Annotated in this window: 22 protein-coding genes; 19 read left to right on the top strand and 3 right to left on the bottom strand. The window is 39.1% G+C overall.

Features of this window, described 5'->3' with window-relative positions; all coding sequences use genetic code 11:
* The first annotated feature begins 26 nt into the window (after window positions 1-26).
* Entirely contained in the window at window positions 27-836 is an 810-nt protein-coding gene (locus tag MKX96_RS00730) for a hypothetical protein (protein WP_169359414.1), read from the top strand.
* Between the two features lie 62 nt (window positions 837-898).
* Here MKX96_RS00730 and MKX96_RS00735 read toward each other — a convergent pair whose 3' ends face one another.
* The 3 genes from MKX96_RS00735 to MKX96_RS00745 form a co-directional block, all read right to left on the bottom strand.
* On the bottom strand, window positions 899-1,993 hold the full coding sequence (locus MKX96_RS00735) for an RtcB family protein (RefSeq protein ID WP_169359413.1): 1,095 nt from the start codon (window positions 1,991-1,993) through the stop codon (window positions 899-901).
* A 20-nt stretch (window positions 1,994-2,013) separates the two neighbouring features.
* Window positions 2,014-2,976: a magnesium/cobalt transporter CorA gene (gene corA, locus MKX96_RS00740; protein WP_169359412.1), complete on the bottom strand. Its 963-nt coding sequence runs from the start codon at window positions 2,974-2,976 to the stop codon at window positions 2,014-2,016.
* A gap of 102 nt (window positions 2,977-3,078) precedes the next feature.
* Window positions 3,079-4,569 (bottom strand): glycine betaine uptake BCCT transporter, encoded by a 1,491-nt coding sequence (locus tag MKX96_RS00745; protein WP_169359411.1) that lies wholly within the window; start codon window positions 4,567-4,569, stop codon window positions 3,079-3,081.
* Between the two features lie 469 nt (window positions 4,570-5,038).
* Between MKX96_RS00745 and MKX96_RS00750 the strand changes: the two genes are divergently transcribed.
* From MKX96_RS00750 to MKX96_RS00835, 18 genes are all read left to right on the top strand, one after another.
* A complete protein-coding gene (locus MKX96_RS00750) occupies window positions 5,039-5,359 on the top strand; it encodes a hypothetical protein (protein ID WP_169359337.1) in 321 nt (106 codons plus the stop codon).
* Window positions 5,360-5,599: 240 nt separating this feature from the next.
* On the top strand, window positions 5,600-6,424 hold the full coding sequence (locus MKX96_RS00755) for a M55 family metallopeptidase (protein ID WP_169359410.1): 825 nt from the start codon (window positions 5,600-5,602) through the stop codon (window positions 6,422-6,424).
* A 13-nt stretch (window positions 6,425-6,437) separates the two neighbouring features.
* Window positions 6,438-7,373 (top strand): ABC transporter permease, encoded by a 936-nt coding sequence (locus MKX96_RS00760; protein ID WP_340881330.1) that lies wholly within the window; start codon window positions 6,438-6,440, stop codon window positions 7,371-7,373.
* Window positions 7,373-8,320 (top strand): ABC transporter permease, encoded by a 948-nt coding sequence (locus MKX96_RS00765; RefSeq protein ID WP_169359408.1) that lies wholly within the window; start codon window positions 7,373-7,375, stop codon window positions 8,318-8,320. The genes MKX96_RS00760 and MKX96_RS00765 overlap by 1 nt, the downstream gene beginning before the upstream one ends.
* A gap of 6 nt (window positions 8,321-8,326) precedes the next feature.
* The gene (locus MKX96_RS00770) at window positions 8,327-9,451 is read left to right on the top strand and encodes an ABC transporter ATP-binding protein (protein ID WP_340881333.1); all 1,125 of its coding nucleotides are present in this window, start codon (window positions 8,327-8,329) and stop codon (window positions 9,449-9,451) included.
* A 56-nt stretch (window positions 9,452-9,507) separates the two neighbouring features.
* Complete coding sequence (locus MKX96_RS00775; protein ID WP_340881335.1) at window positions 9,508-11,166, top strand: peptide ABC transporter substrate-binding protein; 1,659 nt, start codon at window positions 9,508-9,510, stop codon at window positions 11,164-11,166.
* 79 nt (window positions 11,167-11,245) lie between these two features.
* The gene (locus tag MKX96_RS00780; protein WP_340881336.1) at window positions 11,246-12,169 is read left to right on the top strand and encodes a S66 peptidase family protein; all 924 of its coding nucleotides are present in this window, start codon (window positions 11,246-11,248) and stop codon (window positions 12,167-12,169) included.
* Window positions 12,170-12,181: 12 nt separating this feature from the next.
* Window positions 12,182-13,276, top strand: a complete 1,095-nt coding sequence (locus MKX96_RS00785) for a mandelate racemase/muconate lactonizing enzyme family protein (protein ID WP_340881338.1) — start codon at window positions 12,182-12,184, stop codon at window positions 13,274-13,276.
* A complete protein-coding gene (locus MKX96_RS00790) occupies window positions 13,273-14,196 on the top strand; it encodes a C40 family peptidase (RefSeq protein ID WP_340881339.1) in 924 nt (307 codons plus the stop codon). The genes MKX96_RS00785 and MKX96_RS00790 overlap by 4 nt, the downstream gene beginning before the upstream one ends.
* 11 nt (window positions 14,197-14,207) lie before the next feature.
* Entirely contained in the window at window positions 14,208-15,170 is a 963-nt protein-coding gene (locus MKX96_RS00795) for an ABC transporter ATP-binding protein (RefSeq protein ID WP_340881341.1), read from the top strand.
* A gap of 163 nt (window positions 15,171-15,333) precedes the next feature.
* Entirely contained in the window at window positions 15,334-16,257 is a 924-nt protein-coding gene (locus MKX96_RS00800) for an ABC transporter ATP-binding protein (RefSeq protein WP_340881343.1), read from the top strand.
* Window positions 16,226-17,134, top strand: a complete 909-nt coding sequence (locus tag MKX96_RS00805; protein WP_340881345.1) for an ABC transporter permease — start codon at window positions 16,226-16,228, stop codon at window positions 17,132-17,134. Before MKX96_RS00800 ends, MKX96_RS00805 begins: the two co-directional genes overlap by 32 nt.
* A 381-nt stretch (window positions 17,135-17,515) precedes the next feature.
* Window positions 17,516-18,523, top strand: coding sequence for a ribosome small subunit-dependent GTPase A (gene rsgA, locus MKX96_RS00810; RefSeq protein ID WP_445678203.1), 1,008 nt, complete (start codon window positions 17,516-17,518; stop codon window positions 18,521-18,523).
* Between the two features lie 11 nt (window positions 18,524-18,534).
* Complete coding sequence (locus MKX96_RS00815) at window positions 18,535-18,993, top strand: GNAT family N-acetyltransferase (protein WP_340881347.1); 459 nt, start codon at window positions 18,535-18,537, stop codon at window positions 18,991-18,993.
* A 166-nt stretch (window positions 18,994-19,159) separates the two neighbouring features.
* Entirely contained in the window at window positions 19,160-19,633 is a 474-nt protein-coding gene (locus tag MKX96_RS00820; RefSeq protein ID WP_340881349.1) for a CtsR family transcriptional regulator, read from the top strand.
* Window positions 19,634-19,649: 16 nt separating this feature from the next.
* Window positions 19,650-20,189, top strand: a complete 540-nt coding sequence (locus MKX96_RS00825) for a UvrB/UvrC motif-containing protein (protein WP_340881351.1) — start codon at window positions 19,650-19,652, stop codon at window positions 20,187-20,189.
* A complete protein-coding gene (locus tag MKX96_RS00830; protein WP_298474074.1) occupies window positions 20,179-21,273 on the top strand; it encodes a protein arginine kinase in 1,095 nt (364 codons plus the stop codon). Before MKX96_RS00825 ends, MKX96_RS00830 begins: the two co-directional genes overlap by 11 nt.
* A complete protein-coding gene (locus MKX96_RS00835; RefSeq protein ID WP_169359396.1) occupies window positions 21,270-23,720 on the top strand; it encodes an ATP-dependent Clp protease ATP-binding subunit in 2,451 nt (816 codons plus the stop codon). The genes MKX96_RS00830 and MKX96_RS00835 overlap by 4 nt, the downstream gene beginning before the upstream one ends.
* Window positions 23,721-23,949: the final 229 nt, after the last annotated feature.

The raw sequence follows: 23,949 nt of genomic DNA on the forward strand, positions 1-23,949 counted from the left end.
TCGTAAAAGGGGTAGGGGGGATGTAGATGAAACATATTTATGAACGGACAGCCAAATATGCTAAAATAGCCTCTATTACTGTTTTAATAGTTTACATAGCAGCAATTTTGGGCTTTAGGGACACTTTATTAACGGATTGGGAATTACATATATCTGTAGGATGGACGCTTCTCATTTTCTTTAGTTTGACTTTCTTGTTCCAACAAGCAGCGAACAAGCTACCAGTGGAGCAGAGCACAGTTACAGAACAAACTCCATCTGAATTTACATTAAAGGAGTTAAATTTCCAAAGTGATGTCTCGATTATTCCGAGGAGCTTTTTAGTATCCCCCACTGGTGAAAGGCTTTATAGCATCAGTCCTACAGTGGAACAGCCGGTCATAAGAAGGCTAAATGCATTTCCACTTATTCGAAAAGGAATGATATTTCCAGTAACTTATGATGTTATAACAATGGATGGTCAAGTGGTTAGCAAGTTTACTATTGCAAACAAATTTAAATTTATGGAGATACAAGTGTTTGATCATAAGCAGGTACACCTTTCAACTGTAGTACTTCCAGTTTTTTCAGTAAAAAATAGAGCACTAGTATTTGACCCAAATCGGGAAAAAACACATCAGATGGAAGCAAAGAGTGTATACGGTGATATAGACGTAAATGATTTGAACGGTAAAAGATTAGCAACCTATCGCTTTGGTATGTTTCCGTATGCTACACACCCGGCCTTTGAGCTGCAAGGGATGAATGTTCACGTTTCATTTGCAGAAGGCCTATCATATGTAGAAAAACTAACTTTTACAGCTTTATTTTATTACTGGACAGCTAATCAGTCCTGATTTAAATGGAGATATAAGAAGGAGGCTCATCATAAGAAAATATGATGAGCCTCCTTCTTATATTAGTGTGCTTTATAATTATAGATGGGCTTAATAACCTCTAATACATCAACCGTGTCATGAATATGAGCAAGTATATCCTCCATAGCCTTGTAGGCAAAAGGAGATTCATCTACTGTGGCAGACACTACGGAAGTACTCCAAATTCCTTCCATTGAAGCTTGAAAGTCCTCTAACGCTACTTGTTTTCTTGCTTGAGAACGGCTCATTAAACGGCCAGCTCCATGAGGGCCAGAATAATTCCATTCAGGATTTCCTTTTCCGCGACAGATAAGTGAGCCATCACGCATATTCATTGGTATAATTACGATTTCATCAGCTTGAGCCGATATTGCTCCCTTGCGTAAAATCATGTTATCTAAGTCAATATAATTATGAATGGTATCAAACTCTGATTGAACACTCCAGTTCATTCCTCTACAAATAACATCAACCATTGTCTTACGATTAAATGCGGCGTACTTTTGGGCAATGGAAAGATCATATAAATAATCCTTCATATTGTCTCCTTCTACATATGCAAGATCTCTTGATACGCTGTTACCTAAAGTATCGGCTGCTACTTGCTGATAATGCTCTGCAATTTGTTTTCCTAAGTTTCTACTTCCAGAGTGAATGACTAGATAGATACTGCCATCTTCCCCTTCATTCAGTTCTATAAAGTGGTTTCCCCCTCCTAGTGAACCTAGGCTTAACCTTGCGCGCTGTTCATTAATAGGAGCAGCTACTTCTTCGAAAGGTATTTCTATTGTATTACGATGTTCTTTTTGGCGAATACGAGTTCCGCTTGGTACATTTTTCTTGATTGTCTTATCAAGCTTGGCAAAATCCACATCTTCTTTTCTAGTATCTAGCTTTGCACAAATCATTCCGCATCCTAAATCGACTCCTACAAAATTAGGGACTACTTTATCAGTAATCGTCATAGTAGTGCCTACCGTACAGCCTTTTCCAGCATGTAAATCTGGCATCATTCTAATTTTGGTGTCCTGAAGAAATGGAAGACTACAAAGCTGTTCTACCTGAGATTTTGCAGTTTCTTCTATTGTATCTGTAAAAACTAATGCATTATTATGTGTTCCTTTAATCTCAATCATATTATCCCCCTAAGTAAATTTTAACTTCTAAACAAATTAAACCAGCCCTTATACTTGAACCAAGCAATCATCCCAGTAGCAATTACTACCATTAAACCAACGACAATAAAGTAGCCATACTTCCACTCTAACTCAGGCATATTAATAAAATTCATGCCGTACACTCCAACGATAAACGTTAACGGGATAAAGACGGTAGAAACCGTGGTCAGTATCATCATAATACGATTCATTCGGCTAGCATTGATTGAATCATAGCTGTCCCTTATATCTGCAGTTAACTCTCGATTAGCTTCTACCATCTCGGTTAACTTCAGAAGATGATCATAAATGTCATCAAAATATGCACGCTCACTCTGGTTTAAGTTAATACGCTCGGAGTACATCACTCGGTATAGCAAGTCTCGCATAGGAATGATAGTTCTTCGTAAACGCAATAAGTCACTTCGTAGGTCAAATACTTGATCCATAGACAAATGATCCATGTCCATCGATAGCCTTTCGTCTACCTCATTCAAATAATCCTCGATGTGGTAAACAATTGGGAAGTAGGTGTCTACTACTTTATCCACGATATTGTACGTAATGAGGATGTTGCCACGATCCCAATTTCTAGGGTTACTTCTAATTCTCTCTCTAGCTTCTTGTAACTCTTGCATAGGGGGAAAGTGGAAACTTACAACAAAATCCTTTCCGACAAAAAGGTTGAGCTCCTCAGCCTCCATTTCTTTCTCATTAAAGGCATGTAAAACAAAAAATTCATAATCACCATAGTGATCTAACTTAGGACGTTGCAACATTTGCAAACAATCCTCGATAGCAAGTGGATGGAAGTGAAAGAAGGAGCTTAAAAGTTGTTCCTCTTCTTTTGTCGGTTCACCAATATCCACCCAATACCATTCCAGTTCGTTTGTTTGTATATATTCTAAAGGAAAATCCATAATGACCTCTTGGTTGACTGTCCTGCCTATTGTACTTATCATAAAGAAACCACACTTTCACCAGATCTTTGTATATTATCTCATAATATCCCAATGAAAAATATTAAAACAAAAATGCCAAGGGGTTTTCCCTGGCATTTTTGTTTATCTTTTCTTTTTTAACTTAGTTTCACCGTTTAATGATTTAAATAATGATATGACCATGAGTATCATAATAAAAGAGAACGGTAGAGCTGCAATGATGATAGTGTTTTGTAAAGCAGTGAGCCCATTGACCGATAGTAATATAAGCGCAATGGTCGACTGGATTACTCCCCACGTAAGCTTGACACTATTAGGTGGGGTAAGTGACCCATTAGTAGACTGCATACCGAGAACAAATGTTGCAGAGTCCGCTGACGTAATAAAGAACGATGCTATTAACAAAATTGCTACCAAAGAAATAATAAAAGAGAATGGCATGGTATTAAACATCTCGAAAATAGTTAGCTCCGTTGAAAGGCTTGCTAAATCTGCCACGCCTCTTTTTTGTATATCAATAGCTGTTGTTCCGAAAGATGAGAACCAAATTGCACCCAAAAGAGTAGGTACTAGTAATACTCCAATCATAAACTCGCGAATGGTTCTACCTTTAGAAACTCGAGCGATGAACATGCTCACAAATGGAGCCCAGGATATCCACCAAGCCCAGTAAAAGATCGTCCACATATCCAACCAATCTCTATTGGTAGAACTTAATGGAGCCGTTCTAAAGCTCATTTGAATAATATTTGCTAAATAACCACCAAATGAATCCGTGAACATATTTAGAATGAGTAAAGTTGGTCCTAGAACAATTACAAAAAGTAAAAGGGCAAGAGCAAGTATTAAGTTTAGATTTGAAAGATACTTAATACCTTTACTCAACCCTGACCATGCAGAGGCCACAAATAAGACAGTAACCACAGAAATAATGATAAATTGTGAAAAGATACCTATTTCAAAACCGAATAAGTAGTTAAGACCTGCGTTAATTTGAACAGCGCCGAAGCCAAGGGAAGTAGCAACTCCAAATGCTGTTGCAAAGACAGCTAGCACATCGACAAGGACACCCCAAGGACCTTCCATTTTTTTGCCGAAGATTGGCTTCAGTGTTGCCGAAATTAACCCCGGTTCCCCTTTACGGAACTGGAAGTAAGCAAGTGTTAAAGCAATTACTCCATACATTGCCCAAACGTGTAATCCCCAATGAAAAAAGGATTGTCGTAATCCTTCTTTAAATGCAGCATCCGTATTAGGTTCTTCAGTAGCAGGACTAGTTGCGAAGTGAGATAGAGGTTCAGCGGCACCATAAAAGACAAGACCGATTCCCATTCCTGCTGAGAATAGCATGGCTAACCAGGAAATTAAACTGAAATCTGGTCGATCAGTATCCTTACCTAATCGTATCTTCCCGTACGGACTGAAGATAAAAAATATACTAACTAACAACATCACTGACATGAGTAGCATGTAATACCAACCAAATGATGTTGAAACAAACGACTTACCTCGTGTAGTAAGCGCCTCAAAACTTTCCGGAGCTAGTGCTCCATAACCGACCGCTATAATAATAAGGCCGATCGTGATATAAAATACTTTTGAAATATTCTTCATGTTTCCTCCTTTTAAAATCAACTAAGTTAAGTCTATTACTATACTAAGATAAAGTTGTTTAATCAACCCATATGCCCAGAATAACCGTTTTTCAATCAACTTAAACGCTTTTTTTAGGTATTTTATACGATAAAATCTATGAGTATTAATTTGATAAACAGATATTATCCATATTAAACATTATTTGGTAATAATTTTAATGAGTACTAGCATGACCAGACCGAATTGTAGGGGCCGATTCGATTATGTTTGCGATAGTGTCTCTTAAAGTATGGTCCGTATCAAATGAAGCTATTCATAAGCTGCCCATAGCTAAGGAATATTAAATAAGGATCAAGTCTGTCTTGGTTTTATCTTGCATAATGGCTTACATAAAATTATTCTTTTTTTTTTGGTGATTGAGGTGTTTGTCTATTCCTCTTATGATTTCTTGCATTTATTACTATAAGTGCAAGAGGAGGTGAAAAATATGAGTAATCATCATATGTGCCATTCATGCGGGAAGAATATGAGTTGGGGCCAACAATGTGGGTGCAATAGACAGCTACCAGCAGCTGAGCCAATTATTTGCCCACCGCAATATCGCGTTTGTGATTCTTTCATACCAAGAGTTCAGCCAGTCATTCAACCAATTGTAAATGTTAATAGAGAGCATATCGTAAATGTTCCGCAATATTACGTTACAGAATCGAATGAAACAGTGGTAGTACCTGAAGCACAAAATGCTTACCCTGTTAACAATCAGTTTTCAGGTGGATCCCATCGTGGATTTTTCTCTAGATTTCGTTAATTTTTGAACTATAGCGTCGACTTAACCAAGTTTTGTCTATCTTTATCGAATATTGCAAATGCCCTTTATAAAAGGTGCATTTGCTTTTTTATTTTCTCGGTAAAGGAAGAAATGAATTTATTAATTTTTTTTTAATATACTAAACATGTAGCAAAAACGAGATATTGTAATTTTCCGTAAATTTTGATAAAGTTGGTCTTACTAATAGAAAAATAGAGTTAGAATTTGGGGGAGAATGTATTGAAGCTATTTCTTTCGGTTGATATGGAAGGCATAACAGGTCTGCCGGATTACACATTTGTGGAGTCGAACAAGCATAACTATGAAAGAGCAAGACGCATCATGACGCAAGAAGCCAATGCAATTATAGAAGGGGCACTATCTACAGGAGTTAACGAGGTCCTAGTTAATGACAGCCATTCAAAAATGAATAATCTTTTAGTGGAGGAATTACATCCAGAAGCCTCTTTAATAACAGGAGACCTTAAGCCTTATTCGATGGTACAGTCTTTAGACGAAAGTTACATAGGAGCAGTATTTGCGGGATATCATTCTAGAGCAGGACAACCTGGGGTTATGAGCCATTCCATGATTTTTGGAGTTCGTAATATGTACATCAATGACGTAGAGATAGGCGAGCTTGGACTTAATGCATACGTGGCTGGCTATTACGGAGTTCCTGTCATTATGGTTGCTGGAGATGACGGAGCTTGTCGAGAGGCAGAAGCTCTTATACCTGGCATTGTAACAGCTGCTGTAAAGCAGTCTATATCTAGGTCTGCTGTAAAAACATTACATCCTCAAAAATCACAAGCCCTTCTTAAAGAAAAAGTAGCAGAGGCTATTAAAAAAAGAAATCATATTCCACCACTGACACCTCCCGAGCACCCAATATTAAAAATTGAATTTACAAACTACGGACAAGCTGAGTGGGCAGCACTTATGCCTGGCTGTGAAATAATAGAAGGAACAACTATCGTAAAATTTGAAGCAAAAGATATTCTTGAAGCGTATCGTGCGATGCTTGTCATGGTAGAGCTAGCAATGCAAACCAAATTCTGTTAGGAGGAAGCCTGCCGTGACGAAGTATATTATTAAGCGTTTTATGATGATGATAGCAACAATCCTCATCATTGCAACTCTCACATTTGCATTAATGCACACCATACCGGGTTCACCTTTTGATGGAGAAAGAACTTCAAATCCTACTATTCAAGCAAATTTAGAAAAGTTTTATAAGCTTGATCAGCCTATGTACGTGCAATATTTAAACTATTTGAAGTCAATTGTTACATTCGATTTTGGTCCGTCTATTAAAAAGCCAAATGAATCAGTCAATGAACTATTAGCGAGGGGGTTTCCAATTTCCTTTGAGTTAGGAATGGCAACTATCTTAGTTGCTTTATTGTCCGGGGTTCTTTTAGGTACATTGGCCGCCCTCCGGCATAACGGTATTATTGATTATTTGGCTATGACTTTTGCGGTAATTGGTATATCAGTTCCTAACTTTGTTTTAGCCACTTTACTGATTCAGCAAGTGGCGGTAACGTGGGAGTTATTACCGCCAGCCACTTGGAGTAGTCCATTGCATATGATTCTTCCAACTCTAGCATTGGCCACGGGACCTACAGCTATAATCGCTCGTTTAACTAGATCCAGCATGCTAGAAGTATTGACACAGGATTATATCAAAATGGCAAGAGCTAAAGGACTTTCTCCAGCTAGAATTGTTTTTCGTCATGCCTTAAGAAATGCCTTAATGCCAGTAGTAACCATTATGGGTACGATGCTTGCAGGTATTCTAACAGGTACCTTCGTAATAGAACGCATTTTTGCCATTCCAGGAATGGGGAAATACTTTGTAGAAAGCATTAATAATCGTGATTATCCAGTTATCATGGGAACGACAGTCTTTTATAGTGCATTCCTAGTATTTATGCTGTTCTTAGTAGACATTGTCTACGGCATATTAGATCCACGTATCAAATTACATCGTAAAGAGGGGGATGCTTAATGGTTAAAACACAAGAGACTGTATCCCCAGTAGAAATAAAGGATGAATGGTTTCGTCCAAAAGTAAAAGAAGAGGGAGAAGCCGAATCAGTTGTGAGACCTTCTTTGTCCTATTGGAAGGATGCTTGGAGACGGCTAAAGAAAAATAAGCTTGCAATGGGAGGACTGCTCTTTTTAGTTCTTCTCACCCTGTTTGCCATATTTGGTCCGATCTTTTCACCATATGATATGGATGAAGTAAATTATCCAATGCAAAACCAAGGTCCATCAGCTGAGCATTGGTTCGGTACGGATGAGGCAGGTCGAGATGTTTTTACAAGAACATGGTACGGTGCTAGAGTTTCGTTATTTGTAGGGGTAATGGCTGCATTAATTGATTTCTTTATTGGAATTATTTATGGAGGCTTTAGCGGTTACAAGGGCGGCAGAGCAGATGCGATCATGATGCGCATTATTGAAGTACTTTATGGTCTACCTCATTTATTGGTAGTTATTTTATTGATGGTTGTTATGGGTCCAAGTCTAACAACCATTATAGTGGCGTTAACTGTAACTGGCTGGGTAGGTATGGCTAGGATTGTACGAGGCCAGGTATTACAAATTAAAAACTATGAATTTGTAACTGCATCCAAATCCTTTGGTGCAAAAAGCTCTAGAATCATACGGAAAAACTTATTGCCTAATACGATGGGTCCTATTATTGTACAAATGACTCTTACTGTACCGAGTGCGATATTTGCTGAGGCATTTCTTAGTTTTTTAGGACTAGGAGTATCTGCACCCGCTGCCAGCTGGGGTGTAATGGCAAATGATGCCTTGCCGGTAATTTTATCTGGCCATTGGTGGAGGTTGTTTTTCCCTGCATTCTTTATCTCTGTGACAATGTTTGCATTTAATGTATTAGGAGATGGCTTACAGGATGCACTTGATCCAAAGCTTAGGAGGTAAGAATGGATGAATGAACATCAATTAGATCATGCAAAGGAACTTGCTCGAGGGAAAGTAGATGAAGTAGCTGCATCCTTACAATCGGGTGACTCTTTAGCTAGGCCTAGCGGTAAGAAAGCAAAAAAGAAAATAACTGATGAAAAAATATTACAGGTTAATAACCTACAAGTTTCATTTAAAACGTATGGGGGAGAGGTAGAAGCAGTCAGGGGAGTCAACTTTGATTTATATAAAGGTGAAACGTTAGCAATCGTTGGTGAATCTGGCTGTGGAAAGAGTGTGACCTCCAATGCCATCATGGGGTTGATACCGGAGCCAGCAGGCATGATTAAGAATGGAAGTATCTTATTTAAAAACAAAGAGCTTACGAAGCTAAGTAAATCTGAACTCAGAAAGATCCAAGGTATTGATGTATCCATGATTTTTCAAGATCCTATGACCGCCTTAAACCCTACCCTGACTATAGGGGAGCAGTTAACGGAAGGTTTGAGGACACATAAGAAGGTTGGCAAACAAGAGGCTAGGCTAAAGGCAATCGAAATGCTAAACCTGGTAGGCATCCCGAATCCTTCGGAAAGATTAAAACAGTATCCTCACCAATTCTCTGGTGGGATGAGACAGCGTATCGTAATCGCCATTGCTTTAATCTGCGATCCAGAACTGCTTATAGCAGATGAACCTACCACTGCCTTAGACGTAACAATACAAGCACAAATATTGGAGCTCTTTGAAGAAATTCAAAGGAAAACCGATATTTCAATTATTTTAATTACTCATGACCTAGGGGTAGTAGCAAAGATAGCTGATCGCATCGCTGTGATGTATGCAGGTAAAATCGTGGAGATAGGGGATAAAAGAGAAATTTTTTACACTCCACAGCATCCTTATACTCAAGGGCTTCTAAACTCAGTTCCACGTTTGGATTTAATGGATGAGGAGTTGCAGCCAATTGATGGAACACCACCTGACCTTTTCTCGCCTCCTACTGGCTGTCCATTTACTGCACGATGCAAGTTTGCCATGGAAGTATGTGATCATGTGTATCCATTTACAAGTAAGCTATCAGATGCCCATAAGGTAGATTGCTGGCTCCAGGATGACAGAGCAAAGGTTTTACAATTACAAAAGTAAAAGGGATGAGAGCGCGCAAGTGCATTCACATATACAATACAGAGGGGGAAACTAGGATGAAAAAATGGCTTTCATTATTAATTATGGCTTTGTTTGTTCTTGTGTTAAGCGCGTGTACAGCCAATGAAGAGGCTGGGAAGACACCGACCGAGACTGAGCCGACGACAACAAAGACGGACGAGGGTAAAGAGGAAGCTGCTCCAGAGGCAGAAAAAGTACTTAAGCTAAATAATGGCAATGAGCCAACGTCATTTGATCCATCGGTAGGGTTTGATGCAGTATCATGGAGCGCGTTAAACAACCTTATGGAGGGTCTAGTAAGATTAAACAAAGACCACCAAGCTGAAGAGGCTACGGCGGAGAAGATTGATATATCAGAGGATGGGCTAACGTATACATTTACGATTCGTGAAAATGCAAAATGGTCTAATGGAGACCCTGTTGTAGCAGGAGATTTTGTTTATGGATGGTTGCATATGTTAAATCCTGAAACTGCTTCTCCAGCAGCGTTCTTGGCCTATTTTATTGAAGGGGCAGAGGCTTATAACAATGGAGAAGGAGCAGCTGATGCAGTAGCGATTAAAGCTGTTAGTGAGAAAGTATTTGAAGTTAAACTTGCTGCTCCAACTGAAGCATTTTTAAATATTATCACGAACCCAAGCTTCTTCCCGGTCAACGAGAAGGTAGCTACAGAAAATCCTGAATGGTTTACAGAAGCAGAATCATTTGTTGGGAATGGTCCTTTTAAATTGGCTAGCTGGGATCATGATGTAAGCTTCACTTTCGAGAAAAACGAAAGTTATTGGGATGCCGATACGGTTAAGTTAGACAAAGTCGAGTGGGCAATGATTGATGATTCCAATACAGAGTATCAAATGTATTCAACAGGAGATTTAGACGTTTCTGGTGTTCCTGCAGAGCTTGCAGACCAATTAAAAGATGATCCTGAGTTAAAAAACGAAGACCAAGCAGGTCTGTATTTCTTCCGCTATAACGTTTCAATGGAACCATTTACAAACAAAAAAATTCGCCAAGCATTTGGTATGGCTGTTGACCAACAAGAAATCGTAGAATTCGTTACGAAAAATGGAGAGAAACCTGCTGAGGGATTTGTACCGTACGGATTTAAAGGTCCTGATGGCAAGGAATTTAGAGAGACTGCAGGAAAGCTAATACAGCATGATGCGGAAAAAGCAAAAGCACTTTTAGCAGAAGGCATGAAAGAGGAAGGTTACACTGAACTACCTCAAGTAACGTTAACTTATTCTACAAGTGATACACACAAGAAAATTGCAGAGGCACTTCAAAGTAAATTTAAGGAAGTTCTAGGAGTAGAAGTAGCACTACAAAATGTAGAGGCTAGCGTATTTGCTTCTGAGCAAAAAGAGTTCAAATACATGTTATCACGCTCTTCCTTCTTATTTGACTATGCTGATCCTGTAAACGCATTAGAAAGCTTTATAACTGGTTCTTCTATGAATCGTACTACTTGGTCTAGTCCAGAGTTCGATAAAATGATTGCTGATATTAAAAATGAAACAGATGAGCAAAAACGTTGGGATATGCTAATAGAGGCTGACAAATTCTTAATGGAAGAAATGCCTGTTATTCCAGTCCACTATTACAACCAAGTAACACTGGAGAAATCGAATGTTAAAGGTATTGTAAGACATCCAGTTGGATACATGGATTTAAAATGGGCAGATAAGGAATAAAAGCATTTATTCCCAAACAAAAGATGCGGCACTTTTGCAAGTGCCGCCCTTTTCTTTAAAAACAAAGGAGATTATACATATGAAAATAAAACCAAATAGATTGAAAAAAGGGGATACAATTGGAATTATTGCTCCAGCTAGTCCTCCTAACTTAGATCAACTGAAACGCTCCCTGTCGTTTTTAGAGGAATTAGGATTATCTTATAGAATGGGAAAAAGTGTAGAGCAAGTTAACGGGTATTTAGCGGGCACAGATGAAGAGCGACTAGAGGATTTACATGAGATGTTCGCAGACCCTAACATCAATGGAATAATTTGTGCTGGCGGAGGATACGGTACTGCAAGGTATGCAGACCAAATCGATTATCAATTAATGAATGAAAATCCGAAAATTTTTTGGGGTTATTCAGACATCACTTATTTACATAGTGCAATGAATTTATATTCGGATATTGTCACATTCCATGGTCCCATGTTAGCTTCAGACGTGGGTAAAAGTACATTTAATGAGCTATCCAAAAAAATGTTTTATCAGCTGTTTCAGCCAATAGAGTTACACTACACAGAGGATATATCTCCTTTATCCATAGTTGCTCCTGGGGTAGCCCGAGGGGAGCTAGTTGGTGGAAATCTCTCTCTTCTTGCAAGCGGAATAGGGACCAAATATGAAGTGGATACCAATCGTAAGCTTCTGCTAATAGAGGACATTGGAGAAGAGCCATATAAGGTAGATGGAATGCTAAATCAACTACGTTTAGCTGGCAAGCTAGATGCCGCTGCTGGATTCGTCATTGGAGACTTCTGTGATGCGGAGCCAAGGAGAGGTAAAAAATCTCTCACAATGGATGAGGTTTTTGATCATTACTTAGGGAACTTAGGTAAACCAGCGGTAAAAGGTTTTCTTATTGGACACTGTCAGCCTCACTTTGCGATTCCATTAGGAGTAGACGGTATGTTAAATACAGAGAACTTAACGTTATCTATATTACCAGGTGTAGAGTAGGAGGAAGATAGGGTGAAAATACAAGCTATTGAAACGTTTTATGTTGCTGTTCCACTGACCAAACCTTTCAAAACAGCATTACGTACAGTTACCACTGCTTTTTCCATTGTCGTGAAGGTAACCTCTGATGAAGGAAAGGTAGGTTACGGAGAGGCACCTCCTACTCATGTGATCACTGGTGAGTCATTAGAAAGTATCCAATACGCGATAAACGAAATTATTTCTCCGCAGCTAATCGGACTTTCTTTACTAGAAAAGGAGATAATTTTTCAGAAGCTCCATAAAGCACTTGTCAGAAATACGAGTGCAAAAGCTGCAGTTGACATGGCAATCTTTGACCTTTTGGGTCAATATGCTGAGCTACCACTTTATCAATATTTAGGAGGCTATCGAAATTGCCTTACAACCGATTTTACTGTGAGTGTCAATGCACCAGCTGAGATGGCAGAGGACGCTGAGCGCTACGTAAGAGAAGGCTTTCAAATACTGAAAGTAAAGGTTGGAATAGGTACGATACAAGATGATATTGAACGTATTGAGGCTATTAGGAAGCGAGTAGGAAAAGATATTAAAATAAGGCTCGATGCCAATCAGGGATGGAATGCAAAAGAAGCCGTCCGTGCTATAGGTACTATGGAAGATGCTGGGCTTAATATTGAGTTTGTCGAGCAGCCTGTACCTGCAGAGGATTTAGAAGGATTAAAATACGTAACTGAACGAACAGCAACCCCTATTATGGCAGATGAGAGTGTTTTCTCGATTTATGATGCTAAGCGTGTATTAGAAATGCGGGCTGCAGACTTAATTAATATTAAATTAATGAAATCTGGTGGCATTTATCAGGCATTAAAAATTAATACATTGGCAGAGGCAAATGGTATCACCTGTATGGTAGGGAGTATGATTGAAACTAAAATAGGTATAACAGCGGCAGCTCATTTGGCAGCGAGTCAGTCTAATATCCTTTTTTATGATTTTGATGCCCCTTTAATGTTGGCGGAGGACATTGTTACAGGCGGAATCGTCTACCAAGCTAGCACGATGACCTTTTCGAAATCCTATGGGCTAGGCATTGCGAGCGTTAAAATAGGGGAGGGACAAAAATGACAGTAGAAAAAAGTTATTGGGCTTGTGCAGTAAAGGTTGCGACGGTCTGGACAGAGCCAGCATCAGCTCGAGAAGTAGATGGTCCTGGAATATCCAATCCTGTACAACTTGTTGAATGGCTAGAAGCTTTGCCATACAAGGAGCGACTAGCCCTTTGTGATGAGAACCGTGTTCAAACTCAGCTTCTTTACGGAGAGCCAGTTATTGTGGATGAGATAAAGGACGAGTGGGCTAAAATAATTGCAGTCTGGCAGCCCTCTAAAAAAGACGAAAGAGGCTATCCGGGTTGGGTGCCATTGGCTCAATTGAAAGAAATAGTAGAGGCTGGCAACAAAGGAATTGTTCGAGTAAAGGGTACAAGAACCCAGTTATGGGATACGGAAGAAAAACCATTACTGATTCTACCTTTTAATACAATTCTACCTGTTCTAGCGGAAACGGATGATTTCTATAAGGTTCGAGCGCCACATGGAGAAGGGTTGCTCCGAAAAGAAAATGTACAATATGCTACATCTAAGGAACAATTACCAAGACTCCCACTAGAGGAAACTGTGAGGCTGGGGGAAGCCTACTTAGACTTACCATATCTATGGGGAGGGATGTCTCCATATGGCTTTGATTGCTCAGGATTTTCATACAACATGTTAAAGGCGTGTGGCTATTTTATCCCACGCGATGCAAGTGATCAGGCGATAGAAGGTATAGAGGTCTCTAAGGATGAACCTTCTTCATGGAAAAAGGGAGACTTGCTATTTTTTGCAAATGACGAAGGCACAGGCTCAGTTCGTCATGTTGGATTTTACTATGGGAATGGTCAATTACTACATTCACCTTCAACAGGAAAGTCAGTGGAAATTTTAGTATTAGAGGGCTCCAAGCTACAAAAAGAGATATGTGCTGTGAGAAGATATGCCGTTTAGGGGGGAAAGATATGACGGAGAATGTACTATTATCTGTAAAGGATTTAAAGAGACATTTTGATATTGGTCAAGGCAGCACTTTAAAGGCAGTGGATGGGATTAGCTTTGATATTCTCAAGGGAGAAACATTTGGATTAGTAGGGGAATCGGGCTGTGGCAAATCTACCGCTGGTCGTACTATCCTAGGTCTGTATAACCGTACTGATGGAGATGTTCTATTCGAACAAAAGAATGTACATGAAATGAATGATAAAGAACGTAAAGATTATTTGAAGAAAATGCAAATGATTTTCCAAGATCCCTACGCATCTCTAAATCCTAGGTCCACCGTCCTCGAAATTATTGCAGAGCCTATCGAAATTCATAAATTATATAGCTCTAAAAAAGAGATTAGAGAAAGAGTTTACGAGCTGTTAGAAGATGTCGGACTAAATCGAGATCATGCTAATAGGTACCCACATGAATTCTCAGGCGGACAAAGACAACGTATAGGAATTGCGCGAGCCCTGGCATTAGATCCGGAATTTATCATAGCAGATGAGCCAATATCTGCATTGGACGTTTCTGTACAAGCTCAAGTAGTAAAATTATTACAGCGTCTTCAAAAGGAAAAAGGGTTAACCTACTTATTTATTGCTCATGATCTATCTATGGTTAAATATATTTCTGATCGTATTGGTGTAATGTATTTAGGGCATATGGTTGAACTAACAACAAGTAGTCAGCTTTATGAAAGCCCATTACATCCTTATACTCAGGCATTGTTGTCGGCTATTCCAATTCCAGACCCTGATATTGAGGAATCCCGTCAACGGATTATCTTACAGGGCGAGCTACCAAGTCCGATCAATCCACCTTCAGGTTGTGTATTCCGGACAAGATGTCCTCACGCGATGTCTATATGTGCAGAGAAAAAGCCGATTTGGCAAGAGCAGGAACCAGGCCATTTTGTTGCCTGTCATCTTTATAATTGATATGGGATTACACCAGTCTGATTGAAATGGATTGGTGTTTTTTTATTTTGATTTATAGCTGAGTAGAAGGAAAACAAATTAAATTAGATTTTTATAGAACTTATTCAAATTTGAGACGTATAAGTTAATAGAGATAAAATTAGAGATAAGGAAGGTGAGTTAATTGGAACAAAAAACAATAGTACGGTTACAAAATCTTTCTAAAGTAATCGGGACAAAGAAAATTATCGACGACCTGACATTAGACTTGTATTCTGGGCAAATAACTGGATTCCTAGGGCCGAATGGAGCAGGGAAAACAACAACTATACGAATGATGACTGGTCTTATGAAGCCAACATCAGGTGAGGTTTTTATAGAAGGAAAGCCTCTGTCTGAGGATTTTGAGGAGTCCATGAGTAAGGTAGGGGTAATTGTAGAAAACCCTGAAATGTATAAATACATGAGCGGGTATAAAAATTTAGTTCATTTTGCACGAATGAATAAGAATATAACAAAAGAGCGCATTGAGGAAGTAATTGCTCAGGTGGGACTTCAGAAGCGTATTCATGAAAAGGTATCTACTTATTCATTAGGAATGAGACAGCGTCTTGGCCTAGCACAGGCAATTTTACATAAGCCTAAATTTCTAATTTTAGATGAGCCTACCAACGGTTTAGATCCTGCAGGGATTCGGGAATTCCGTACGTACTTAAAAAAGATTGCCGTAGAAGATGGTGTAGCTATCTTTGTATCAAGCCACCTACTAGCAGAGATAGAATTAATGTGTGATCGGATTGCTGTTATTCAAAACGGAAAGCTTTTATCTATTCAAGAAGTAAATGAACAGCAGAAATCTTATTATTACATCGAAGCATCTGAAAAAGAGAAAGTAGTAGATTTCTTTAAACATAAAGAGATTACAATGGAGACTCAAGGAAGCGGTTTTGTAATCCCACTTAATAAAGAGGAAGTGCCTGCATTAGTTGCAGAGATGATTGCGAATGGGCTACAAATCTATTCCGTCACTCCAAATAGAAAAACATTAGAAGATCAATTCTTAGAAATTACAGGAGGTGGACAAATTGCTGAATCTCGTACGAAATGAGTGGTTAAAACTATGGAGTAAAAAAGCAACCTGGATAATGGCTATATTGCTCGTGTTGGTAATGCTTGCTTCCGCTGGTTTTGTTAAATGGATGAATTCCTTGGAAGTAGGACAGGACGATTCAGGAGAAACTATAACAGTGAGTCAAATGACGGCCGTTGCAGAGGAACCTGAGATAACTAAGTATAGAATGGATAATGAACTGCCACCAATTATTGATGACAGTGCACAAGGCTTTATCACTGGTCTTCCTAGTATGATGTCTGTTGTTACTCTACTTACAGTAGTCGTTGCCGGTGGTATTGTAGCTTCTGAGTTTTCTCAAGGAACGATTAAAATGTTATTAACAAGACCAGTAAAACGTTGGAAAATTCTAACGTCTAAACTTTTAACGGTTGGTTTATTTGCAGTAGCAATGACTGGTATTCTTCTTATTTCGGGCACCATTTTAGGATATATATTCTTTGATAATGTACCAGGAACCCAGTTAGAGCTAGTGGACGGAGCTGTTGTAGAAGTTTCCTTCTGGGGTAGGTTAATGCTATTAACTGCTCTAGCTTTAATTAATGTACTTGTGATTGGTATGTTAGCCTTTATGATTGGCTCTGTTTTCCGTTCTAGCTCATTGGCAATAGGGATATCCATTTTCTTAATGTTTACAGGAGTACAAGTTACAGGAGTTCTTGCGGCGCTGAAAATCGAGGCTTCGAAATATATTTTATTTGCTAATACAAATTTGGGGCAATACATTGGCGCAAATGATCCCTCAATAGAGGGAATGACTATGGCCTTCTCTATTGTCGTAATCCTTATTTACCTTGCAGTTTTCCTAGTGACAAGCTACTGGTCATTTACAAAACGTGATGTAACGGCGTAATTGCCTATTGCATATTTCAAAAACTTGTAGTATTCTGAATTTAACTTAAAGAAAGAGGTGAGGCATTATGGCTATTGTATATAATTCGATTCGAATCAGTAAGTTCATGATGTCTCACCCTGTTATTTTCTAAAATGTAGGCGGAATAGGTATTAGTTTGATTGTACACAGACAATCGAGCTTATTTCTTCATACTTTTTGAAATTTCTTTACTAATGAACGGGAGACCATGATTGCTGATTCGAGCAATCATGGTTTTTTTTGTTGCCCAGTAATTCGCCTAAAAAAATGGCGACTCAAATATTTTAATGGGAAAATTAGGAGGAAATTGAATTGAATTTAATCGAACAGTATGGATGGAATAATAAATGGGAAGAAAAGATGTCAAACGATGGGTTGGTAGGTCGAGTTTTACTCGAGCATAAGCATTCTTATCGAGTAATTACTAATGAAGGTGAATGGCTTTGCTCTCTTTCGGGTAGGTTTAAATTTGATCACAATCGAGAAGCCTATCCAGCAGTAGGAGATTGGGTGGTTTTAGAGCAGATGCCCGGAGAAGATAAAGGTATTATTCAACAGGTTCTACCGAGACAATCCCAATTCTCAAGAAAAGTGGCAGGTACAACAACAGAAATTCAATTGGTAGCAGTGAATGTAGACTATGTATTTTTAGTGATGTCACTCAACCATGATTTTAATGTAAGAAGGTTAGAGCGCTACCTACTTGCAGCTTGGGACTCCGGTGCTACACCTGTCGTGGTGCTAACGAAAAAAGATGCTTGTGAACAGGTGGATTATTTCATCAGTGAAGTCGAAACGATTGCATTCGGAGTAGACGTTTTCGCAGTATCTAGTGTTACTGGAGAAGGTATAGAAGACTTAGCTGCTCTCCTGGTCAACGGGAAAACGGGTGCATTACTAGGTTCTTCAGGCGTAGGAAAATCCTCTTTAATCAATGCTCTATCTGGTGAGGATGTAATGGAGGTTAGCGATATTCGAGCTGATGACAGTAAAGGGCGTCATACAACCACTCATAGAGAGCTTTCCTTGTTACCTGGAGGGGGACTATTAATTGATACCCCGGGAATGAGAGAGTTCCAGCTCTGGGATTCTAGCGAGGGTATTAGCAACAGTTTTCAGGATATTGAAGAACTTGCTATCGACTGTCGATTTAGAGACTGTCAGCATAAAAAAGAGCCGGGTTGCGCCATTCAAGAAGCCATTCAAACTGGTTTGCTAAAAGAGGATCGATATGTAAGCTATGTGAAATTATTGCGTGAGCTTGCCCATATCGAGCGAAAAAACAACTTAGCTGCTCAAAAAACAGAACGGGATAAATGGAAGCAAGTATCGAAGATCCAAAAAACTAATAAGAGAAGAAAAATTTAATAGAGGTGTGTATGATTCGATTAATTGATCACCAAAAACATTCTGTAGCAGAGGAAATGCTCGAAATACAGCTTCCGGCTTACCGCAAGGAAGCAGAAATTATCGGTTTTGAAGGCATACCACAGCTTAAGGAAACAATCGAGGATATTAAAGTATCTAAAGAGATTTTTATAGGAAAGTATAATAAGGAGAACCTACTTGGTTTTATCTCCTATGAATATGAGGGAGACGTACTAAACATTTGTAGGTTAGTTGTCCACCCAAATTATTTTAGAAAGGGAATAGCTTCTGAGTTGTTACACCATGTTGTAAGTGCAACTCCTAAAACTGTGAGTATAACAGTTACTACCGGAGCAAAAAATATACCAGCTCTTAATTTGTATGAAAGACATCACTTTTTCAAAGTACAGGATATTGAGGTAGAGCCAACAATTTTTATTACACAGCTTAAATACAATTCACAAATATAAGAATATAAGTTTTCATTTTGATACACCCTAAAACTACTGACAATAAATGTTGGTAGTTTTTTTGTTTCTTTTATGCTAGGCAAATCAATTGCACAACCAAAACATTCATTATATAATATAGTCAAAGATAGTCAAAGTCAGTTTTTGTGAGAAGAGGTGAGAGAAGATGAAAAATATATCTGACATTATTGAAGGTTATTTGAAGGCAATTATCGAACAAGAAAGTAGAGGGCAAATTGAAATCAAAAGAAGCGAGATCGCAGAAAAATTTCAATGTGTACCCTCACAAATAAATTATGTAATAAACACCCGATTCACACTGGATCGTGGATATTTGGTGGAAAGTAAACGTGGTGGTGGTGGGTATATTCGAATTCTCCGCGTTCGAGCCCACACAAAAGCTGAATTAATTGAGCATATAATACAAAGTCTGGAAGCAGGAGCATCTGCATCCACTACAGAGGATATTGTTTTTCGTTTATTGGATGAAGATGTTATTACTAAAAGAGAGGCAAAGATAATTTTAGCAGCTCTAGACAGAACAACTTTAGCCATCCCACTACCAGCAAGAGATGAGCTGCGAGCACGTATACTATGTGCCATGCTTTTAACACTAAAATACGAAAAAAGTGAAAATTGAACGGGGTGTTGATAAGGTGATTTGTGAAAATTGTAAACAACGGCCAGCTAAAGTGACGGTTACACAAGTGCATAACGGAGAACACTTTGAAAGACATTATTGTGAGGTCTGTGCCAATAGCCTCCACCCGTTTTATGTTGAATACAAACAAGACCCATTATCTCTTCATCAGCTTCTATCTAATTGGTTTAACCAAGCAGATCAGATAGTTCAACAAAAACAACAAAAAACACTTGAATGTGATGAATGTGGTTGGTCTATTGAAAGATTTCTAGAAGAAGGTAAGTTTGGATGCGCTTCATGTTACGAAAGCTTCCGTCCTCATTTACCTCAAGCCCTAAAACGTCTACACAATGGCAACACTACACATATTGGAAAAGCACCAGGGCGACTTGGTGAAAAAATAGCTTTAAAGAAACGAATTGAAGCAATTAGGGCTCAAATGAAGCAGGCAGTTGAGCAAGAGCAATTTGAAGATGCGGCGAAGTTAAGAGATGAAGTAAAAGAACTTGAACAGCAACTTGCCGGAGGAGGTGACGCTTCACATGTCGATTGAGAACTTTTTAGATAATTCCAGATCTAGTTGGATGGAAGGAGAAGGAGAACATTCTGACATCGTGATGAGCACCAGAATTCGCTTGGCGAGAAACCTAAATGGTTTTCGCTTCCCTCTAGCATTTACAGAGGACGAAGCGCATAAAATTGACCAATCTGTATCCTCCACACTGCTAGATGCAGATGAAGAATTACAGAAAAATTTTACATCTGTGCACATTAAAGATGTATCTGAGCTAGGACGTCAAGTCTTGGTTGAAAAACATTTAATAAGTCCTAAGCTCGCAAATTCACCAAATACGGGATCGGTCCTTTTATCAGAAGATGAGTCTGTTAGTGTCATGGTGAATGAAGAGGACCATATTCGAATTCAATGCCTATTTCCAGGACTCCAAATCCAACAAGCTTACGAACGGGCAGATACAATAGATCGTTTATTAGAAAAGGAATTACCATATGCATTTGACGAACAGTTTGGTTATTTGACAAGCTGCCCTACAAACACTGGAACAGGACTTAGAGCATCTGTCATGATGCACTTACCTGCTTTAACAAAAACAAAGCAAATGAATCGAATCGTAACCATTATTTCTCGGCTTGGTATGGTCGTAAGAGGAATATATGGAGAGGGTAGTGAAGCGCTCGGCAATGTTTATCAGGTATCAAATCAAACGACACTTGGTAAGACTGAGGAAGATATACTTGCTGATCTTCAAAGTATAGCAGAACAAATTATTCAAAAAGAAAGAGAAGCAAGAGACGCACTTTTACAGCACTCCCCAAATACATTGGAGGATCGTCTTTACCGTTCGCTAGGAACCTTATCCTATGCTCGTCTAATGACCACAGAGGAGGCGGCAAGATGTCTGTCTGATGTGCGTTTAGGAATAGATATTGGACTTATTAAGGATATAGATATGTCCATCCTAAATGAATGTATGATCTTTATGCAGCCTGGTTTTTTACAAAAGTACGCTGGCACAACTTTAAATGCCACGGAGCGTGACATGTTTCGAGCTAAGCTGTTAAGGGAACGTTTGCAAAAAGGAGAAAAAGATAATACAAAAGGAGAGGAACCTGCATGATGTTTAATCGATTTACGCAAAGATCGCAAAAAGTTTTACAATTAGCTCAAGAAGAGGCTATTCGCTTAAAGCATGAATCTATTGGAACAGAACATATTTTACTTGGTCTTATCCGTGAGGGTAGCGGAATTGCCGCAAAAGCATTAGAAGCAATCGAAGTAGATCCTAAAGTAATAGAGGCAGGGATCGAGGAACTGGTTGGAACTGGAGCAGAGGAAGTTGGTCCAATCGTTCACTATACGCCTCGTGCTAAGAAAGTCATTGAGCTTTCAGTAGATGAATCGAGAAAACTAGGTCACTCTTACATTGGAACAGAACATTTACTTCTTGCTTTAATCCGTGAAGGAGAAGGAGTAGCTGCAAGAGTATTGAACAATGCAGGTGTAAGCTTGAACAAGGCGCGTCAGCAAGTGCTTCAATTATTAGGAAGTTCCGATCAATCTCATAGCAATAGTAATAACAACGGAGTCGCTCCTGCTAGTACACCGACATTAGACGGATTAGCACGCGATTTAACACAAATTGCAAGAGAAGGTACGCTAGATCCTGTAATAGGGCGTAGCAAGGAAATCACACGTGTTATTGAAATATTAGCTCGTCGTACGAAAAATAATCCGGTCCTAATTGGCGAGCCTGGTGTAGGTAAGACTGCTATTGCAGAAGGTCTTGCACAACAAATCGTACAAAATGAGGTTCCTGAAATTTTAAGAGATAAACGTGTAATGACTTTAGATATGGGTACTGTTGTAGCGGGTACTAAATATCGTGGTGAATTTGAAGATCGTCTGAAAAAAGTAATGGATGAAATTCGCCAAGCAGGAAATGTTATTCTTTTCATTGATGAACTTCATACCTTAATCGGTGCAGGTGGAGCAGAAGGGGCAATTGATGCTTCTAATATCTTGAAACCGGCACTGGCTCGAGGAGAAATTCAATGTATAGGTGCTACTACATTAGACGAATATCGCAAATACATTGAAAAAGATGCTGCGCTTGAACGTCGTTTCCAACCAATCCAAGTTGATGAGCCTTCTTCTGAGGAAGCTGTACAAATTATTTATGGGTTACGCGATCGTTATGAAGCACATCACCGTGTGAAAATTACGGATGAAGCAGTAGAAGCGGCAGTTAAAATGTCTGATCGTTACATTTCAGATCGTTTCTTGCCTGATAAAGCAATAGATTTAATTGATGAGGCAGGTTCTAAGGTTCGCCTTCGCTCCTATACAACTCCTCCTAATTTAAAAGAATTAGAAACGAAGCTAGAGGCTGTTCGCTCTGAGAAAAATGCAGCTGTGCAAAGCCAGGAATTTGAGAAGGCAGCTTCTTTCCGAGATAAAGAACAAAAGATTAAAGATAAATTAGAAACTATGAAAAATACTTGGAAAGAAAAACAAGGAAAAGAAGAGTCAGAGGTTACAGTCGAGGATATCGCTGCTGTAGTTTCGATGTGGACTGGAATTCCTGTTTCCAAGTTAGCTCAAACAGAGTCCGAGAAGTTGTTAAAGCTGGAGGATAAATTACATGAACGTGTAATCGGACAAAAAGAAGCGGTAGATGCTATTTCTCGTGCTATTCGACGAGCTCGAGCAGGCTTAAAAGATCCGAAGCGACCAATTGGTTCATTTATCTTCTTAGGACCTACAGGAGTAGGTAAAACGGAGTTAGCTCGTGCTTTAGCAGAGGTAATGTTTGGAGACGAGGACGCGATGATCCGAGTAGACATGTCTGAGTACATGGAAAAACATTCTACTTCTCGTTTAGTAGGTTCACCTCCGGGGTATGTTGGATTTGATGATGGTGGTCAGTTGACTGAAAAAGTTCGTCGTAAACCGTATTCTGTTATTTTATTAGATGAAATTGAAAAAGCACATCCAGACGTATTCAATATACTTTTACAAGTATTAGAGGATGGTCGATTAACTGATTCGAAAGGTCGCACAGTCGACTTCCGCAATACAGTAGTGATTATGACATCTAATGTTGGAGCAGATGCACTTAAGTACAATAAACATGTAGGGTTTAACTTACAAGAAGCTGGAAAAACGGATTATAAAGATATGAAAGGAAAAATGCTGGAAGAATTGAAAAAAGCATTCCGTCCTGAATTCTTAAACCGTTTAGATGAAATGATTGTATTCCACTCATTAGAGAAGGAACACTTAAAACAAATTGTGACATTAATGACAGAGCAGCTAGCGAAGCGTTTAAAAGAACAAGGAATAGAGCTAGTACTTACTGAAGCTGCTCAAGATAAAATTACTACAGAAGGCTACGATCCAACATATGGAGCACGTCCGTTGCGCCGTGCATTACAAAAGCATGTGGAAGATCGTCTTTCAGAGGAACTGTTAAAAGGTGAAGTCTTAACGGGTCAGCGTGTAGTATTTGATGTAGAAAATGACGAATTTGTTGTTCGAACAACAGAGCCTGTCACAGAAAGTTAATAATATAGGCATTCCGAGATCACCGGAATGCCTTTTTTTACATAGCTTTGCAACATAGGGACATACGCTTTTCGAGATGTCTAGCTTCATCGCCTTGCCCCTCGGGTCAAATGGAAAAATACTGCTCCTGCGCGAGCTCGTCGCAAACAAAAGCGTTTGCGGTGGCTGAAGACCTGCCTCGTCGCATTTCCCCATTTGCCTGTCGGGGCAGAACAGGCGATTGCGCTTT

The sequence above is a fragment of the Psychrobacillus sp. FSL W7-1493 genome (assembly GCF_038004905.1).
GTDB lineage: Bacteria > Bacillota > Bacilli > Bacillales_A > Planococcaceae > Psychrobacillus.